The following is a 16,321-nucleotide window of genomic DNA, read 5'->3' as shown; positions in this document are numbered from 1 at the left end:
ACGAAACAGTTTCGTGAACTAGGATTCAAATTACTGTTACGTGCGCAACTCATCGGGCACATTTTTTGTTCATTTGTTGAAAGATCAGTTCTGCTGACTTAGAATTGAGCTGTTTTCGAGATGCCATACAATGCGAGTCTTATCCATCTGCCTATTGTTGTTGCTTACTTCATGTGTTGCCAAATATGACAAAGGACTCAAAAGTCCGTGTTTTGAGGAAGGGGCAAATTTATTTAATTGAGTTTTGATTTATGTTGTCAAAAAAGATTGAGAGCATTAAACCTTCTGCGACGGCTGAGGCTGCGCGTAGGGTGCGTGAGTTGAAGGCGCGTGGAAGGGATGTGATATCCTTGTGTATAGGAGAGCCCGACTTTTCTACACCTTTCTTAGGGCAGGAAATGGCTATACAGGCCATAAAAGATTGTGATGATAATTATTCTCCGGTTGCTGGAACAATGGTGCTCCGCGAGGAGATTGCTGCGAAGTTTGCTCGTGATAATGCCTTGCATTATTCACCGCATGAAATTGTCGTGAGTAATGGTGCAAAGCAAGTGTTGTATAATATCCTTGGTGCCCTCCTTAATCCCGAGGATGAAGTTGTGCTTATTGCTCCTTATTGGGTTTCCTATTGCGAAATGGTGCGCATCTTTTCAGGTAAGCCTGTTGTCGTGCCAAGCACAGAAAAGTTTAAAATGAATATCACGGCAATACAGGAAGCACTGAACACAAAAACCAAGGCAATACTGATTAACTCTCCTAATAATCCATCTGGGGTGTGCTACGATGAAAATGAACTCAGAGAGTTGGCAAATGTCCTGAAAGCGCATCCGCAGGTTTATATCATATCCGATGACATATACGAGCATATCACTTATTCGGAGTCTAACTTTCTCAATATTGCCAATGTTGCGCCGGAGTTGAGGGAGCGCATAATTTTGGTGAACGGTGTTTCTAAATGTTATGCTATGACCGGTTGGAGAGTGGGTTATGCCGCTATTCCAAATAAGACAGTTATTTCTCTAGTTTGTAGGTTACAGGAGCACAGTACATTTGGTGTATGTACGATAGCACAGGTTGCCGCTATAGGAGCACTGCGCTCTGGACAAGAGGTTCTTTCTGATAGACTTGTTGTTTTTGAAAGGAAAAGAAATAAGGCTGTTGAGATGCTTTCTGTGTTGCCTGAGTTGTGTTGTTATAAACCAGATGGTGCGTTTTACCTTTTTCTCCGTTGCTCGGGCTTCTTCGGCAAAAGGAGTCCTAGTGGTTTTGAATTAAAAACGGATTCTGATGTAGCGGAATATCTTCTTGAGGAACATGCTGTTGCGGTTGTGCCTGGCGAGGAATTTGGAGTACCAGGATATTTCAGGATCTCTTATGCCTTGTCAATGGATCTGCTGGAGCAAGCTTGTGTGCGTATAGTTAATGCGTTCAAAGTGCTCAAATGAGGATTATTAGTCGTTAATTTCCCAAGGTAAGGTGATTGAATGTCTCCTTACCTTTGGTTTATACTGAGCTCTTAATACTTGGGCTTGTGATGTCCATAAGTAGTTTCTACAGTCTTATAAAAAAATTGGAAGAGTATTGGAGTGGATACGGTTGTTCTATCTTGCTTCCCTATACGAGTGAGCTTGGTGCCGCGACTCTGCATCCTGCAACAATTTTTTCTTCTATTTCAGCTAAGGATGCAAAGATTGCTTATGTTCAACCCGTAATACGTCCGGCCGATGGGAGATATGGAAAGAACCCAAATAGATTGTATCAACACCACCAGTACCAAGTGCTTATAAAACCTTCCCCAGATAATTTACAGGACCTTTATCTAGATAGCCTAAAACACGTCGGTATCGACATACGTAATCATGATATACGTTTCGTTGAAGATGATTGGGAGAATCCGAGTGTAGGTGCATGGGGTATGGGTTGGGAAGTCTGGTGTGATGGAATGGAGATTTCGCAGTTTACATACATGCAGCAGGTTGGTGGGGTCGCGCTAAGTAGTATTCCTGGAGAGCTGGCCTACGGCTTGGAGAGGATTGCAATGTATATGCAGGATGTTGACAATGTGGGAAACTTGCTCTATTCCAAGGACACTGTGAAGTATATGGAGGTCTATGGCGAAAATGAGCGTCAATTTTCCATTGCGGCCCTGGAGTCCTATGAGTATGAGCTCTTGTTGAGTCAATTCAACGATAATGCTGCCCAAGCAAAAATTTTTATAGAGAGAAAGTTGCCACTTGTTGCATACGACCATTGCGTCAAGACAAGCCATATATTGAATCTTATGGATTCTAGGGGCTTCATAAGCGTCAGTGAACGAGCTAAGTACATCTTGGATATCAGGGGCTTGGTGAAGCAGTGTTGTGAGCTCTTTGTAGAACAGGAGGGGTCTTGTGCCTAAGTTTCTTCTAGAAATTTTGTCTGAAGAAATACCCGCAGCTCTCCAAAGTTATGCACAGAAAAGTTTTTTTGACCTTTTTTCGTCTGCTACGAAGGACCTAAGTGTTGGAAAGATAGAAGTCTTTACTAGTTGCAGGAGAATAGCAGTACTCATAGACGATGTAAACAGCGATCCTGTTAATAAAAAAGTTGATAAAAAGGGTCCAAGTGTTGGTTCAGATCTTTCGGTTGTGGAGAGATTCGCCACCTCAATGGGCACGAGTGCTTCGAATCTATATATCAAGAGTATTGGAAATAAAGAATATTATTTTGCTCCAGTTGTAGGAAAAGTGCTCTGTATAGATGAGGTCATGAGACAACGTACTGAGGATATACTTAGGAGTTTTTCATGGCCTAGGTCAATGCGATGGGGAAATTATTCTCTAAACTGGATCAGACCAATAAAAAGCATTGTTTGCATGCTTGGAAAATCTGTCATTCCCGTGCAGTTCCATCATTATACTGCAGGTGCAGTAACGATAGGCGCGCATGTTGACCCAGCCTTGAAGAAAATCAAAATCACGTCTGCTGAGGAATATAAGTCCCTTTTAATGAAGGGTGGTGTTGTTCTGTCACAGTTTGAAAGGGAGAATCTCATCAAAGCGCAAATATCTCAACTAGAAGCCGAGCATGGATTTTCTGTCTGCGTGACGGAGGAGTTATTAAGTGAGGTTGTTGGAATTACCGAATCGCCTAATGTGCTCATGGGATCATTCCCGCAATCATTTCTGGATCTCCATGAGTGTATCGTAGAAACAGTTATTGTTTCTCACCAGAAGGTTTTTCCGGTGTCAAAAAATGGTAGATTGCTGAATAAATTTGTGGTTGTGAGTTCGATTTCTAGTAATGCACCAATTAGAGGATATGAGCGCGTGATTACAGCAAGATTGGCTGATGCAGCATCCATGGTTCTGATTGATTCCAAGACTCCTCTATGTGAACTGGGGCCAAAACTGAAACAGCTAATTTTTCACAAGAAATTGGGTAGCTTTCGTGAGAAGGTACAACGTGTCAGGGCATTGGCGAAATTTATTGCGTTTTGGGTACCGAACGCTTCCATTATAAAGGTGGAAGAAGCAGCTGAGCTCGCCAAGCTGGATTTATTGACGACGTTTGTCCGTGATTTTCCTAAACTGGCTGGGTTTGTAGGTTCTCACTACTTAAACCTTGGTGGTGAGACAGATGTTGAAATTATTGATGCAGTTAGGGATCACTATTTGCCCGTTGATGCGGCAGATGTTTGCCCGAATGCTCCTGTCACAGTGACGCTTGCACTAGCTGATAAAATAGATACTTTAGTTGGCTTGATCAGCGTAAAAGAGAAAGTTACTTCCACTCGTGATCCGCTTGGTATAAGGCGTGCAGCTATTGGTGTGTTGCGTATCATCATAGAAAATAAACTGGATGTCCCACTCCAGGTTTTCTTAATGAAAGCGATTGATTTGTATCCCTCGTCTTTATTTTTTTCTCTTATCAAAAAAATTGGTGCTAGCTCTGATGAAGAGAAGCAGCGGAAAGATGATGTTGTGAATTTCACATTAAGTTTCTTTTCCGAGCGCCTGAAGGCGCTACTACTTAAAAGTGGTGTGAGCCAAGCAGTTTTTGCTGCGGTTAGTGGTGGAATCACGCGTCCTCTAGTGCTAACTGAGAAGTGTATTGCTATTTCTGAATGGCTTAAGCAAGCTGATGGTGCTGAATTCGTGCAGCTTCACAAAAGGATGATGGGTATCCTTAAGGGCTTTTCTGGTTCTGCTAAAGCAAAGTTTAGTAAAAAAGTACTCGTTCTGCCAGAAGAGGTGAGCCTTGTACAAGAGTTTGAGGTTTTTCAGTCACTTTTTTGTAATGCCCTAAAGGAGCGTAATTTCGAAATGGCATTTTCACGGTGTGCTGATCTTTTAAAGCCGATCACGGTTTTTATGGATAGTGTACTTGTTAATGTTGAAGATCCTGAACTTAGGAAGAATCGCATCGGTTTGTTACTCTCAATAAGTGAAACTTTAAATGAATTATGTGATTTTGAGATCCTGTCCAGGAACTTTTCATGAGTCTTTTATTTTCCTGAGAAGCTGATTCAGTTGTTTTTTTTCATTCATAAATTTTTGGGCTCTTCTCCTTACGTAATATGGGTCATATCCTGCAAGTGCGCACACTATCCTAAAGTCATGGCACATTCCTAAAAGCCATCCGCGTGCTGAAATTCTTGCTAGACGATCCTCAGTGCGCTTGCTTTCTGTGAGGGAATCCATGAAGGCCTGAAGTATTACAGCCCGCCATAATGCTCTCTCTGCATTGTTTCTATTTGTCTCAATTATTTTCCGTAGAAAGAATTCGTCAGTCATTTTCTGAATCTCCGGTTAGCAATCCATTTGTTGGGTATGATTTTATGGTGCTCTAAAAGATATCCGGCAGAACAATAAAGTTGACTCTTTTCTAGTGTTACAGAACACTTTAAAAGTATATTTATTAATCATACACTCTTTTACTATTAACGAATGCCATATTACTTAACTTAAATGCTGAACCAGTGGAAGCAAAAGTTGAGAAATCCGTATTTAATACTATCTTGCTATAGTAGGTTGCCTATGTCTTGATGTACCTGGGTACTTTTTGAATAGAAAAATTTTGCACATATGGTCGTTATGTATTGGGAGAAGTGTGCACTTCATCTGATGAATTTAAATTTATGGTGCTTCTGCAGAAGTAAATTTTGAAAATATGTGAAGAAGGTGCTATTTCTAAGGTGCTTCTTAGTACTGTAATATGATTAGTGATAGCTTTGTGACACTAGCAACTTTAAGGATATCTAAGCTGAAGGATTATCTATTTAGACAGAAGCCTGTCCTGGGCGTTGTTCGTGATAGAAATTTTCTTAAAGTATACGAACTTACGAAATGTAGCTACGTTCATTCTCATAGCATTAGCCCCTCTTATTAGGCTTAGGGCTTTTTCTATATCTCACAGCACTCAAATTAACGTATGACACGAGGTGACCCTTCTAATTTTGGAATTAAAAATAAAGGAGAGAAAGCCCAAAACACATCGCCGGCTCGCAAACCGTTACTGAACTTCTTTTATACTGACAAAAAATCTTCCTGAGAGAGAAACAGGTATCTCACACCGTAAAAAGATTCCCCATAATGAATCACATGGTGTCCAAGTGGCTGGAACAGCACTAAGTGTTTGCCATCTCTGCGCGCACTATATCCTCCGTGATAATAAGCGTCTTAACATCTTTGTTACTCGGGAGTTCAAACATGTAATTACGTAGTACAGATTCCATAATTGCCCTTAGCCCTCTAGCACCAACCTTTCTTTTGATTGCTGCACGAGCTACTGTTTTGAGTGCTTCATCACTAAAAGAGAGTTGTATATTATCCATTCCAAACAAGCATACATACTGTTTTACTAGTGCATTTTTTGGCACCGACAGTATTTCTACTAAATTGTCTTCCGTTAATTCATCAAGCACGCCAATTACTGGCAACCGTCCAACAAACTCAGGAATCATACCAAATTTAACCAGATCCTCGGGTTCGACTTTCTTCAGTATTGTTGGAGAAACCTCTTTACTTTGGAGCTCAGATTTAAACCCCATTGTGTTAATGCTTCGACGGTTTGCAATTATATTGTCTAACCCGACGAAAGCACCACCACAGATGAACAATATGTTAGTCGTATCGATTTGTACTGTTTCCTGGTTTGGATGCTTGCGTCCGCCCTGAGGAGGAACAGATGCAATTGTCCCTTCCATAATTTTGAGCAAGGCTTGTTGAACCCCTTCACCAGAGACATCTCTTGTTATGGATGGACTGTCCGACTTTCTGGAAATTTTATCAATCTCGTCGATGTACACTATTCCTTTTTGTGCTGCTTCAACGTTGTAGTCAGCAGATTGTAGGAGCATCCTCAAGATGTTTTCTACATCGTCTCCTACATATCCAGCCTCAGTAATGCTTGTAGCGTCACAAATTGCGAACGGTACATTCAAAAAGCGTGCCAATGTCTTTGCAAAGAGTGTTTTTCCGCAGCCAGTAGGACCGATGATGAGAATATTAGATTTTGTGATTTCAACATCCTTCGAATTAGATCTACTACCCACAAAGCACTTGTAATGGTTATAGACTGCAACAGAAAGTATTTTCTTGGCGTCCTCTTGAGCTGTGATGAACGAATCAAAGTATTTCTTTATGTCCTTCGGAGTGAATCTTTCCGCAGAAGCTGCTTCAAGAGTAATTTCTTCACTGAGTACGTTAGAGCATAACGCTATACATCTATCACAGATAAATGCAGACATGCCCGCAACAAGTTTCCGTACTTTGTCTTCCGTCTCACCACAAAAAGAGCACTTCGGAACTAGATCACTCTTGTTTACCACTACCCTCTTTCCTCTGTGTGATTATGTCATCAATTAAGCCAACCTTCTTTGCTTCTTCCGGGCTCAGAAAGGTATCTCTCTCGAGCAATGTCTCTATTTTCTTTATTGTTTCACCCGTATGTTTCCGGTAGATCTCATTGATCATTCTCTTGAGCTGTAATATCTCTTTTACGTGAATCTCCATATCGGTTGCCTGGCCCCGCACCCCACCAGAGGGCTGATGTACCATCACCCGCGAATGCGGAAGAGCAAAACGTTTCCCCTCTGCGCCAGAAGCGAGTATCAAGGAGGCAGCAGAAGCAGCTTGACCAACACAAACGGTTGAGACAGATGGTCTTATGTACTGCATTGTATCATATATCGAAAGGCCAGCGGTCACGACACCACCTGGAGAGTTAATGTACATAAAAATATCCTTTTCAGGGTTCTCTGCTTCGAGAAAAAGGAGCTGCGCGACTATGAGACTAGCCATCCCATCCTCTATCGGTCCTGTGAGGAAAACAACACGTTCCTTCAAGAGTCTTGAAAATATATCATACGCTCTCTCACCCCGAGGTGTTTGATCAACTACCATCGGAACAAGATTCATTTTTTCTCTGGTAAGAGTATCCATTTCCATTTGCATCTATGCCTGTGCCCCAATTTTTTCTTCTGTAAAACTGAGTATTTCATCAACCGTCGAAGTTTCAGCTTCTTTCTGGACGGTTTCTAGTAATACAGCAAATATCTTACTTTCCATTAATTTAAGAGTTACCGAACCTGCAAAGTCCTTATTGTTTCTGTATATCTCTGCTAAATAGCTTGAATCTAGACCAGCAGCCATGGAAACATTTAGCAGATGACGAGCAACGTCGGTCTTATCAATCGATATATTTCTCTCTGCCGCAAATTCAGCCAGAATAAGCGAAAGTCTAGTTCTTCGCATAGCCTCTTTTTTAAGATCATCTGCAGAAATGCTTGGAAGATCAACCTTAACATAGCGTTCTTGTCTTTCCAAAAGCGATTCTGGAACTTGGAAATCATATTTCTCCAATTGTGCTTCGATCTGTCTCCTGAGAAGTTCATTAATCCTTTTTGAGCATTCCGAGGTGACGAGCATTTTCACTTTTTCATTAGCTTCGTCATCTGTTTTGCAGGACAACCACTTGAGTAGTGCAGCTTCTGGATCTGACACTTTCTGCGACCTCTTTCCACTTTTTACTAAAGTACGGAAAACAGCATTTTTACCTGCAACTGCAATGTCATGATAATCTTCCGGAAACAAAACTGGAATGAAGCGTTCTTCACCAACCTTCATGCCAATTATCCCATCACTTAGAGAAGCAATTACTTTTCCATCACCGACCTGACATTCAAAATTATCAAGCTGGCCACCTCTAAATGCTTCATCGCCAACTTTACCGCGCAGATCCACAACAACCCTATCTCCCCTCTCTATTGAGTCAGATTGAGTAAGATCGACCCAGTCGACGAGTTGTTCCTTCACTTTTTGTTTATACTTTTCTACGTCCTCCTTAGATACCTCAAATGCTTTTGTTTTGACACTCACCTGGGAAAAGTCTATCTTCGGGATCTGTGGGAGGAGCTCACACTCGACAGTGAACTTAACGGCAGCTTTACTCTCCTTGTACGCTGTAGCGTCTATACCTATAATCTCTTCGTGGTTATTGAAAAGGACGAGCTTTTCACTTTGTTTAACGTCGTACCAGTGCCTGTAGACTTGGTCGACGATAACACTATCTATCAGGCCTTCTTCTTGTTTCGCAGCGACGTCGAATGGAGTCTTACCCTTCCTGAAACCCCGATAAACGTTTTTCTTTATCCTATCTTCAACAGCCTCCTTGAAACCAGCATCTATAGCAGACGCCGGTACTTCGACCTCGTATTTTCTTTTTAAACCGTGACTACAAACTTCTTTCAATAGCATAGAGATGGACTTAAGCCTAAAGCATCCTGGTACGGACGAGAGGACTTGAACCTCCACGGGATGCCCACTAGATCCTAAGTCTAGCGCGTCTACCAATTCCGCCACGTCCGCACGCGTCAACCCATATTCTCTACGTGCTTGATAAAATTTTCAATAGTCGCTGTAGCGTACTCAATAACTTTTTCCTGTTGATATTTTGTACTTCTAGTACAAGCTATATCTTCAGTAGTAGTATCTAGGAGAAGATTTTCTAGTTCCAGGGCAGCGAAAAGGAGCAGGGTGGCGTCGTTTAATTTGGAATGTGACGCTGCTGCAATTCCTTTGACCCGCCGATCCAATCGTTCTGAAACGTACTCTATGCGATTTTCGTCTTCTTTTGGGCAGGCTACCTTGTACTCGGTACCGTTTATAGTAATATTTTTTGTTATGAGCGTGTTCATGGAAATTCTTCTGTGCTCTGAGAAGGATAGGTATTGCAAATAAAGCTTGCTTTCCCGTACTGCCTACAGTGTAACTCAGGTAAATGGAAGTGCAATCCGAAGACTTATCACAAGTCTACCAGGATCAGTCTAATTTACTGGAATCTGATCCAGTCAAAATGCAATTACTTATGGCTGATGATTGACCTTTTCGATAATCTCTATGACTTCACTAATTCCTGCAGCAGTCTCTCCGATTATACTTCTCAGAGTTTTAATTTCGTTTAGGTGCACGCTTATTTGTCTTTTCAGCTCTGCTATTTCGGTTGATAATTTTTCACATTCCTGCTGTTTTTTTATTTTTTCAAGTTGAATCCTTCTCAGGATTGTTGTTTCAAGGTGTTTCAGTGCAAAGTCAAGTTTTTGAAACGAAACCGGATTTTTCTTCGTCATGCCTTCCTGTATCACCAATTCACTATTTCAACTAGCTATAAAAATCGGGAAATTTCCCACGATTTGCGTAGATGTACAATAGCATTCAAGAAGCCCTTCGCCAATTTTCGTGTAAACACTACATTCTTCCAATAGGCTGATCCTGAATCCGTGTTTCTTCTAGTAGATTCATTTCGCTTAAGCGGTAAGGGCTGAGTACGAGGATAGTTGATGTGTCTTGTCGGTTCTTTAGATAAATTTATGGAACCAGAGCTTCCTGATAAGTGATTCTAGCCACAACCCATACCCACCGCTTCAAATTTAATGGCAGATGCCCCAAGCCCCTGACGCATCGCAGCGTGGATTTACGACCGAGGTAAGCAACTAGATCCTACGTGTGGCTACCCTCTTTACGATCTCTATCACCTCAGGTAGTTGTGGAAGAGCTAGCTCTTCTAGTGCACTAGAGTAGGGCATTGGAACGTCTTTGCCAGAAATTCTGACCACAGGTGCATCTAGCAAATCGAAGCCTTCCTCCATGATCCTTGCTGATACTTCAGATCCGAAACTTAAGACGGGAAAACCCTGTTCTAGTGTGACTAATTTATTCGTCTTTTTAAGGGATTTAATGATCGTTTCGAAATCTAGCGGTCTAAGTGTACGCAAATCTATTACCTCAACACTTACGTTATGTTCGCTTTCTAACGCTTCTGCTGCTTCAAGTGCTAGTCCTACGCAAATCGAAAACGTCACTATCGTGACATCTGTACCATTCCTGAGAACGTTTGCCTCTCCAATTGGAACCAAGTAATTCTCTGCTTCCTGCTCAGGAGTGAGAGTATGTGCGAGCCCGTATGTCCTTTCGTTTTCTAAGAAGACGACAGGGTTGTTATCTCTCACCGCTGATTTTAGCAATCCACGACAATCGGACGCAAAGTATGGAGCTACCACCTTTAAACCGGGTATGTGAGAATACCACGCAGCAAGACATTGTGAATGTTGTGCGCCTACTTGAACAGCGGCCCCATTAGGTCCTCTGAAGACGATAGGACAGCTCAAACGTCCACCAGACATGTAATGCGTTTTTGCAGCAGAATTAAGAATCTGGTCCATCGCTTGTAGTGAGAAATTAAATGACATAAATTCGACTATTGGTCTCAGACCTACAAAAGCCGCTCCAGTAGCTATGCCTGCAAAAGCATGTTCGCTTATCGGCGTATCCACGACCCTTTTTTCGCCAAATTCTTCGAGGAGTCCTTGTGTTACTTTATATGCTCCTTGATACTTACCCACCTCTTCACCGATAATGAAAACGTCGGAGTCACGGCGCATTTCCTCGGCCATTGCATTTCTTATTGCTTCCCTTACTGTGATTTTTGTCACTGTGCTTTCAAAGATCGGCTAACAGAACAGTATGATAGTCCACTTAGCGCTACCTTGCTAGTTTTTTTCTTAAATTAGAACCCATTGTAGTGTGAGTTTTGCAAATGCGTTGGTTGTGCGGTAACATTTGCGTTGTGCCGATTGTTGATCAGCAGTCCCTAGATTGTGTTCTTAGGTAGTATATAGATGAAGTCGTTTTTCTTCGTTCTAGCCTTTCTTTTTGTTTCCGATGTCTTTGTCCCCTGAGCGTCAAGTGGCTTTTGCTTTGTGCGCGTTCAAAGCTGGTATCCCGGTGATTTTTTGCAGTTCCTCTAGGGTCGTTGTTGCTGCTCCACGTGATTCATGCGATGTAGACGGATTCTTTAGGAGTTACGGAAAAGTAGGAGTCTCACTTTTGTTGTCTGCGGAGCGCATTAGTTTTCATTCCGGCAGTTCAAATAATCAGAGTGTGAGATTATCTCTAAAAGTAGTTGAAGAACTCAGGTTGGGGTTGGAATTATTGATGAGGTTAGCAGAGACTATTCCTGCTAGTGAGGAAGAGGAGCTGCTAATAGTGCTTGCAAAAATGGCTGAGCTTCTGCCAGAGGTCCTTGTTTCTACACTCGAATTCCCGGAACGCACAGATATGTTGAATTTTGCTCTTTCCAATGGGTTACAAGTAATGGATTTAGATGCAATATCGAGAGGGCTGGTGCAGCAACATATTACTCGCGTCTCAGAAGCAAAAATACGAATAAGAGAGAACGTGGATTCCTACATGGTGTGTTACCGCTCAATCTTGAAAGAGCACTATGCAATCATTATAGGTGACCCTTTAAGTTCACAGGAGCCACTTGTTAGGGTGCACTCTTCTTGTTATACAGGGGACCTGCTGGGTAGTTTATCGTGTGACTGCAGGGATCAACTACACGATACAGTTAAGAAGATTGCTGAGGATCCAGTAGGTGGAATAATACTGTATCTTTCGCAAGAAGGTAGAGGTATAGGATTACCGAACAAAATACGCGCATATAATCTGCAAGAAGATAAGGGTCTTGACACAGTTGAAGCAAACTACTGTCTTGGTTTTAAGGATGACGAGCGTGATTTTAGAGTGGTAAAGCTTATTCTAAAAGATCTTGGTATCCAAAAAGTTAGGCTCATTACAAATAACCCGGAGAAGATCCGTCAACTCAGTTCCGCAGGGGTAGACGTTGCATCTCGTGTGCCAATCTTGATGAGGAGCAATCCCTATAATCGCAAATACCTTCAGACGAAATCTGAGAAGCTTGGGCATATTTTTATCGCTTAGGTTTTTAACCTTTTTGAAATTAACTCAGGGTTACTTTACGTTTTTTGTGGTCTTTCTTGTGGGATTGCTGCGACCTATTCCTTTGCTTATGTAGCATCTTGCTGGATACTGTAGTATATCTGAGTGCTGTTCATAATTGCTGATTCTCGTTCTTCTCTTTTTTGGTTGCAGTGTTGTTTTTTTGTTGTTTTGCCTACGGGAGTTGATATTTTACTAAGGAACTGTTGTTAGATCTTGTCTAGTGTGGTTTGCGTTCTGTATTTCTGATGGGTGTATGGTGAGGTTTTTCAAAAGCAAAAGCGAAGCGAAACAAAAGGTGGCCCACTGGTACGAGGAGCACATAGGGCGGGTTACTCTGCAAAGGAACTTTCTTGTGGTGATGAACTTGGGGGTCATAGTGGCCCTCATGTTAGTTGTTTTTGCTTTATTCGCGGTTAGTAGTTCAAGAACGATAGAGCCTTTCGTGATCGAGGTTTCCAAGAAAACCGGAACCATAGCACGCGTCAATCCTGCTACGGTAAAGGAATATTCTGCAAACAGGGCAATAACGAATTATTTTGTTACGCAGTACGTAAAGGCAAGGGAGGTTTTTCATCCTGCAACGTATCGTTACGATTACTACACTACAGTGAGGGTATTTTCAGATCCTCGCCTTTATACGATGTTTAAGGGATCTCTCTCCTTGAGTAATCCTACAAGTCCACTCAACTTATATGCTAATGTAGCGGATTCTAAATACGAAGTTCGCTCCATAAGACATCTAGACAGTGATACGGTTCAGATGAGAATTACTATAAGATTCGTAAGTAGTGATGGCGGGGTGAGTGTCACAAATAAGATTGTGTCTGTCAGATACAGTTATATGGACCTTGATCTTTCAGAAGAGGATAGGCGCCTCAATCCTCTTGGTTTTGTTGTTGTTTCTTATCAGGTAGATGATGATCATTCGTGAGTTGTTTTTTGTTGTGTTTTTCGCACTTTTCTGCACGCGAGCACATGCCCTAGAGCATGATCCGCGTATACGAACTCTTGTCTATTCGGAGAGCACAATCTTCCGGGTGGATACGAGTTATGGATATCAGTCTTTTATAAAGTTTTCTGATAAGGAGAAAATCAAAACAATAGCTCTTGGCAACAGTGTTGGTTGGAGTGTAAATCCTGTGGGTGAAAAAATATTCCTGAGACCTCTTGAAAAGGGACTTTCAACGAACATGGTTGTAGTTACTGATAAGCGTACTTACGTGTTTGATTTGCTTAGTGCCTCCGAAGATGACGAGAAAAAAAGGAAAGTGAGTGAGACTAACTATATGGTAAGGTTTCACTATCCTGATGAGGTCTCCTCGGATGCTTCAAGTATGGGTGAACTTTCTGTGGGGGGTAAATTATACGAATTAGATTATAGTTCTCTTCGTCGAAATTACTCTTTTAGCGGGAAGGCAGATTTTGAGCTCAAAGAAGTGATGAATAATCTTGGACTCACTTTTTTCAAATTTGAGGGAAGCAATATTCCTAGGATTTTCATCGTGAATGCAGATCGGAGTGAGACTCGAGCTAGGATGTGGCGGTTTAAGGATTATATGGTGATAGAAGGTGTGCATAAGAAATTGCATCTGCGTTACAAGGATTCCATGTTGGAAGTGGTGAATAATGATTTGGAGTAGTTGGTTATGCGCGGAAATAAGGAAAACAACGATTTGGAAGAGTTTAGTATAGGTGATGAGTCTGTAGAGGTTAGTGACAGAGGTTCTGGAATACAAAGTGGGAACCTTAAAAGGAAGCTCATCTATGTTTTGATTGTTGGGGTTGGGTTTTTTTTTTGCATATAAGTTTTTTTCCAACGAGTCACAGAAGGAAGATACACATAGTCCAGCGAGAGAAACTCAGGTTGAAGAAAGGGTTGTCCCGGATAAGGAGATAAAAACCGATACGAAGGAGGATTTTCTCGTGCCAAAGGATGATGTCACGCCTGTGCTTCTTCCGCCAAAGATGTCTGATCTTCCAAAGTTACCTGCAATACCTGTTCCTGCTATACCAGAGAAGCCTCCTGTTATTCCATCTAAGCCTGCAGTTGGGCCGTCTCTTCCGTCATTTTTTCCTCCGCCACCTAGCTCTGCGTCCAGCGCTATGGATCCACCTGGTAAGGTAAGTAGTGGCGTAAATAAATACAATAGAAGCACTCCCATGATTGCCTTTGGTGGGGGAGGGGTTACCTCTTCCGAAGGGCAGTCTAGTGGGATTAGTATTTCCGATCCAGCTTCTCTTCTTGATCCGAGTAAGTTAGGTGAGTTAAGGAGATCGCTTCAACAGAGAGATACGACTGCTCCTGAAGATAAGGAATTGACCAGGACGCCGGGGCAGATAGTTGCTGGGTACGTTGGGGATTTGGATTATGTGCTCACAGAGGGCAAAATGTTGGATGCTGTTCTTGAGACAGCTGTGAACACCGATCTGAAAGCGAAAGTGCGCGCGGTCGTGAGTCGGGACGTCTTTTCTGAATCAGGTAACCAGATTTTAATTCCTAAAGGCTCAAGGCTTATAGGTTCATACTCAACAGACATTTCTTTTACGCAATCCAGAGTTGATATAACGTGGTCGCGTATCATTCTCCCTAACGGAATAGATATAAATCTGGGTGGCTTTAATGGTGTGGATTCGCTTGGTAGAGCTGGGGTGAGAGGGACTGTGAATAACAAAGTTTCTAATGTTATGAGTACATCTATCCTCCTTGCTACAGCTAGGGTAGCGAGCGGTATGATAGTAGATAGGATAATGGGTCCGAGTAAAAGTCAGATGAGTGCTCCTAAAAAGAGGCCGTCACTGAAGGATGAAAATGATGATGACTCGAAGGTGAAAGGTTCTCCGGGTGCGATTATTGCTGTGCAAGCTATTCAAGATGCTTCAAAGCAAGTGACGGATTATGTCAAGCGCACGGCTGACGTGAACCCAACAATTACTGTGAACCAGGGCACAAGGCTTAAGGTATTCGTAAACCAGGACATGGTCTTTCCGAGAGCTGCGTTTCAAGAGTACAAAATGCTTAACTGACATAATATGCAATACACAGCTCTGAATAAATATCTGGAGCCCTTGGATGCGCTATTTCAGGATAGCGATGTCAATGAGATCTCGATCAATAAACCTGGGGAGGTGTGGATCGAAAAGAAGGGTGAGATTATGAGATCTGAACTTCCTGAGCTTGACTTTCAACATCTTAAAGGACTTGCGAAATTGGTTGCTCAGGCCACCGAGCAAAATGTCAGTGGAGAGTTTCCACTTCTCTCTGCTGCTTTGCCGAATGAGTGCCGGGTTCAGTTGGTTTTGCCACCTGTTGCAGAAGCTGGGACGGTTGTAATTTCAATAAGGAAGCCTAGCAGCATACAACTGTCTCTTGCTGATTATGAAGCAATGGGCGCATTTGAGAAACTTAAGTGTCGTGATGTTCCACTTGATATAGATAATCGTCTCCGCGAGCTTCTGAAGGGTGGTGATGTAAAAAGTTTCCTCGAACTTGCAATAAAAGAAAAAAAGAACATCATCATCAGTGGTGGTACATCGACCGGTAAGACGACTTTTACCAATAGCCTGCTTCACGAAATACCGACTTATGAGAGGATTATTACGGTCGAAGATGCGCGAGAGGTAGTGTTGTCTAAGCATCCGAATAGGGTGCATTTAGTTGCTTCAAAGGGTGGACAAGGTCGTGCTAATGTTACAGCTCAAGATCTGATAGAAGCATGTTTGCGCCTTCGTCCTGACAGAATTATAGTTGGTGAATTAAGGGGTGCAGAGGCTTTTAGTTTTCTTAGGGCTATTAATACAGGGCATCCAGGCTCGATTTCCACTTTACATGCGGACGCTCCGAAGATGGCTATAGAACAACTGAAACTTATGGTAATGCAGGCCGGTTTAGGAATTCCTCCTGAGCAAATTAAGGAATATATAATGAATGTGGTAGATGTTATTGTTCAGCTCAAAAGAGCGGGCCATGGGAAGAGATTTGTTTCCGAGATCTTGCTTACCAAGGACCTGCTTGAGGTTGGTAATTGAGCTATAGGCAT

16 protein-coding genes and 1 tRNA gene are annotated in these 16,321 nt (G+C 42.2%); 9 read left to right on the top strand and 8 right to left on the bottom strand.

The genetic code is table 11. The features are described 5' to 3' along the window. Window positions 1-251 precede the first annotated feature (251 nt). From NRI_RS03170 to glyS, 3 genes are all read left to right on the top strand, one after another. The gene (locus NRI_RS03170; protein WP_015816539.1) at window positions 252-1,445 is read left to right on the top strand and encodes a pyridoxal phosphate-dependent aminotransferase; all 1,194 of its coding nucleotides are present in this window, start codon (window positions 252-254) and stop codon (window positions 1,443-1,445) included. An 89-nt stretch (window positions 1,446-1,534) separates the two neighbouring features. Then, window positions 1,535-2,398 carry a glycine--tRNA ligase subunit alpha gene (locus NRI_RS03165; RefSeq protein WP_015816587.1) on the top strand — a complete coding sequence of 288 codons (864 nt, stop codon included), beginning with the start codon at window positions 1,535-1,537 and terminating at the stop codon, window positions 2,396-2,398. Beyond that, complete coding sequence (glyS, locus tag NRI_RS03160; RefSeq protein WP_015816586.1) at window positions 2,391-4,481, top strand: glycine--tRNA ligase subunit beta; 2,091 nt, start codon at window positions 2,391-2,393, stop codon at window positions 4,479-4,481. Before NRI_RS03165 ends, glyS begins: the two co-directional genes overlap by 8 nt. On the opposite strand, the gene NRI_RS03155 is transcribed toward glyS, so the two are convergent. From NRI_RS03155 to NRI_RS03120, 8 genes are all read right to left on the bottom strand, one after another. After that, the gene (locus NRI_RS03155) at window positions 4,476-4,775 is read right to left on the bottom strand and encodes a hypothetical protein (RefSeq protein WP_011452136.1); all 300 of its coding nucleotides are present in this window, start codon (window positions 4,773-4,775) and stop codon (window positions 4,476-4,478) included. The genes glyS and NRI_RS03155 overlap by 6 nt on opposite strands. An 833-nt stretch (window positions 4,776-5,608) precedes the next feature. Then, the gene (clpX, locus tag NRI_RS03150) at window positions 5,609-6,811 is read right to left on the bottom strand and encodes an ATP-dependent Clp protease ATP-binding subunit ClpX (RefSeq protein WP_015816538.1); all 1,203 of its coding nucleotides are present in this window, start codon (window positions 6,809-6,811) and stop codon (window positions 5,609-5,611) included. Then, a complete protein-coding gene (locus NRI_RS03145; RefSeq protein ID WP_015816585.1) occupies window positions 6,795-7,424 on the bottom strand; it encodes an ATP-dependent Clp protease proteolytic subunit in 630 nt (209 codons plus the stop codon). Before NRI_RS03145 ends, clpX begins: the two co-directional genes overlap by 17 nt. Before the next feature lie 12 nt (window positions 7,425-7,436). Continuing rightward, window positions 7,437-8,738: a trigger factor gene (tig, locus tag NRI_RS03140; RefSeq protein WP_015816537.1), complete on the bottom strand. Its 1,302-nt coding sequence runs from the start codon at window positions 8,736-8,738 to the stop codon at window positions 7,437-7,439. 27 nt (window positions 8,739-8,765) lie between these two features. Continuing rightward, a tRNA-Leu gene (locus NRI_RS03135) sits at window positions 8,766-8,849 on the bottom strand. A 5-nt stretch (window positions 8,850-8,854) separates the two neighbouring features. Beyond that, the gene (gene zapA, locus NRI_RS03130; RefSeq protein ID WP_015816584.1) at window positions 8,855-9,178 is read right to left on the bottom strand and encodes a cell division protein ZapA; all 324 of its coding nucleotides are present in this window, start codon (window positions 9,176-9,178) and stop codon (window positions 8,855-8,857) included. Window positions 9,179-9,346: 168 nt separating this feature from the next. Then, a complete protein-coding gene (locus tag NRI_RS03125) occupies window positions 9,347-9,625 on the bottom strand; it encodes a hypothetical protein (RefSeq protein WP_238522983.1) in 279 nt (92 codons plus the stop codon). Window positions 9,626-9,973: 348 nt separating this feature from the next. Next, a complete protein-coding gene (locus NRI_RS03120; protein WP_015816583.1) occupies window positions 9,974-10,972 on the bottom strand; it encodes a pyruvate dehydrogenase complex E1 component subunit beta in 999 nt (332 codons plus the stop codon). Between the two features lie 229 nt (window positions 10,973-11,201). Here NRI_RS03120 and ribA point away from each other — a divergent pair, with 229 nt between their 5' ends. The 6 genes from ribA (at window position 11,202) to virB11 (ending at window position 16,310) form a co-directional block, all read left to right on the top strand. Continuing rightward, complete coding sequence (gene ribA, locus NRI_RS03115; protein ID WP_015816535.1) at window positions 11,202-12,263, top strand: GTP cyclohydrolase II; 1,062 nt, start codon at window positions 11,202-11,204, stop codon at window positions 12,261-12,263. Window positions 12,264-12,537: 274 nt separating this feature from the next. Further along, entirely contained in the window at window positions 12,538-13,215 is a 678-nt protein-coding gene (locus NRI_RS03110) for a VirB8 family type IV secretion system protein (protein ID WP_041351643.1), read from the top strand. After that, complete coding sequence (gene virB9 / locus NRI_RS03105) at window positions 13,199-13,924, top strand: P-type conjugative transfer protein VirB9 (protein ID WP_238522982.1); 726 nt, start codon at window positions 13,199-13,201, stop codon at window positions 13,922-13,924. Before NRI_RS03110 ends, virB9 begins: the two co-directional genes overlap by 17 nt. 6 nt (window positions 13,925-13,930) lie before the next feature. Beyond that, window positions 13,931-14,089, top strand: coding sequence for a hypothetical protein (locus NRI_RS04205; protein WP_015816580.1), 159 nt, complete (start codon window positions 13,931-13,933; stop codon window positions 14,087-14,089). Next, entirely contained in the window at window positions 14,067-15,308 is a 1,242-nt protein-coding gene (locus NRI_RS03100; protein ID WP_015816579.1) for a TraB/TrbI/VirB10 family type IV secretion system protein, read from the top strand. Before NRI_RS04205 ends, NRI_RS03100 begins: the two co-directional genes overlap by 23 nt. Before the next feature lie 6 nt (window positions 15,309-15,314). Further along, window positions 15,315-16,310 (top strand): P-type DNA transfer ATPase VirB11, encoded by a 996-nt coding sequence (virB11, locus tag NRI_RS03095; protein ID WP_015816578.1) that lies wholly within the window; start codon window positions 15,315-15,317, stop codon window positions 16,308-16,310. Window positions 16,311-16,321 lie beyond the last annotated feature (11 nt).

The sequence above is a fragment of the Neorickettsia risticii str. Illinois genome, from assembly GCF_000022525.1.
GTDB lineage: Bacteria > Pseudomonadota > Alphaproteobacteria > Rickettsiales > Anaplasmataceae > Neorickettsia > Neorickettsia risticii.
Note: the sequence above shows the minus strand (reverse complement) of the source record. Positions and strands in the feature narration are given on the sequence as shown.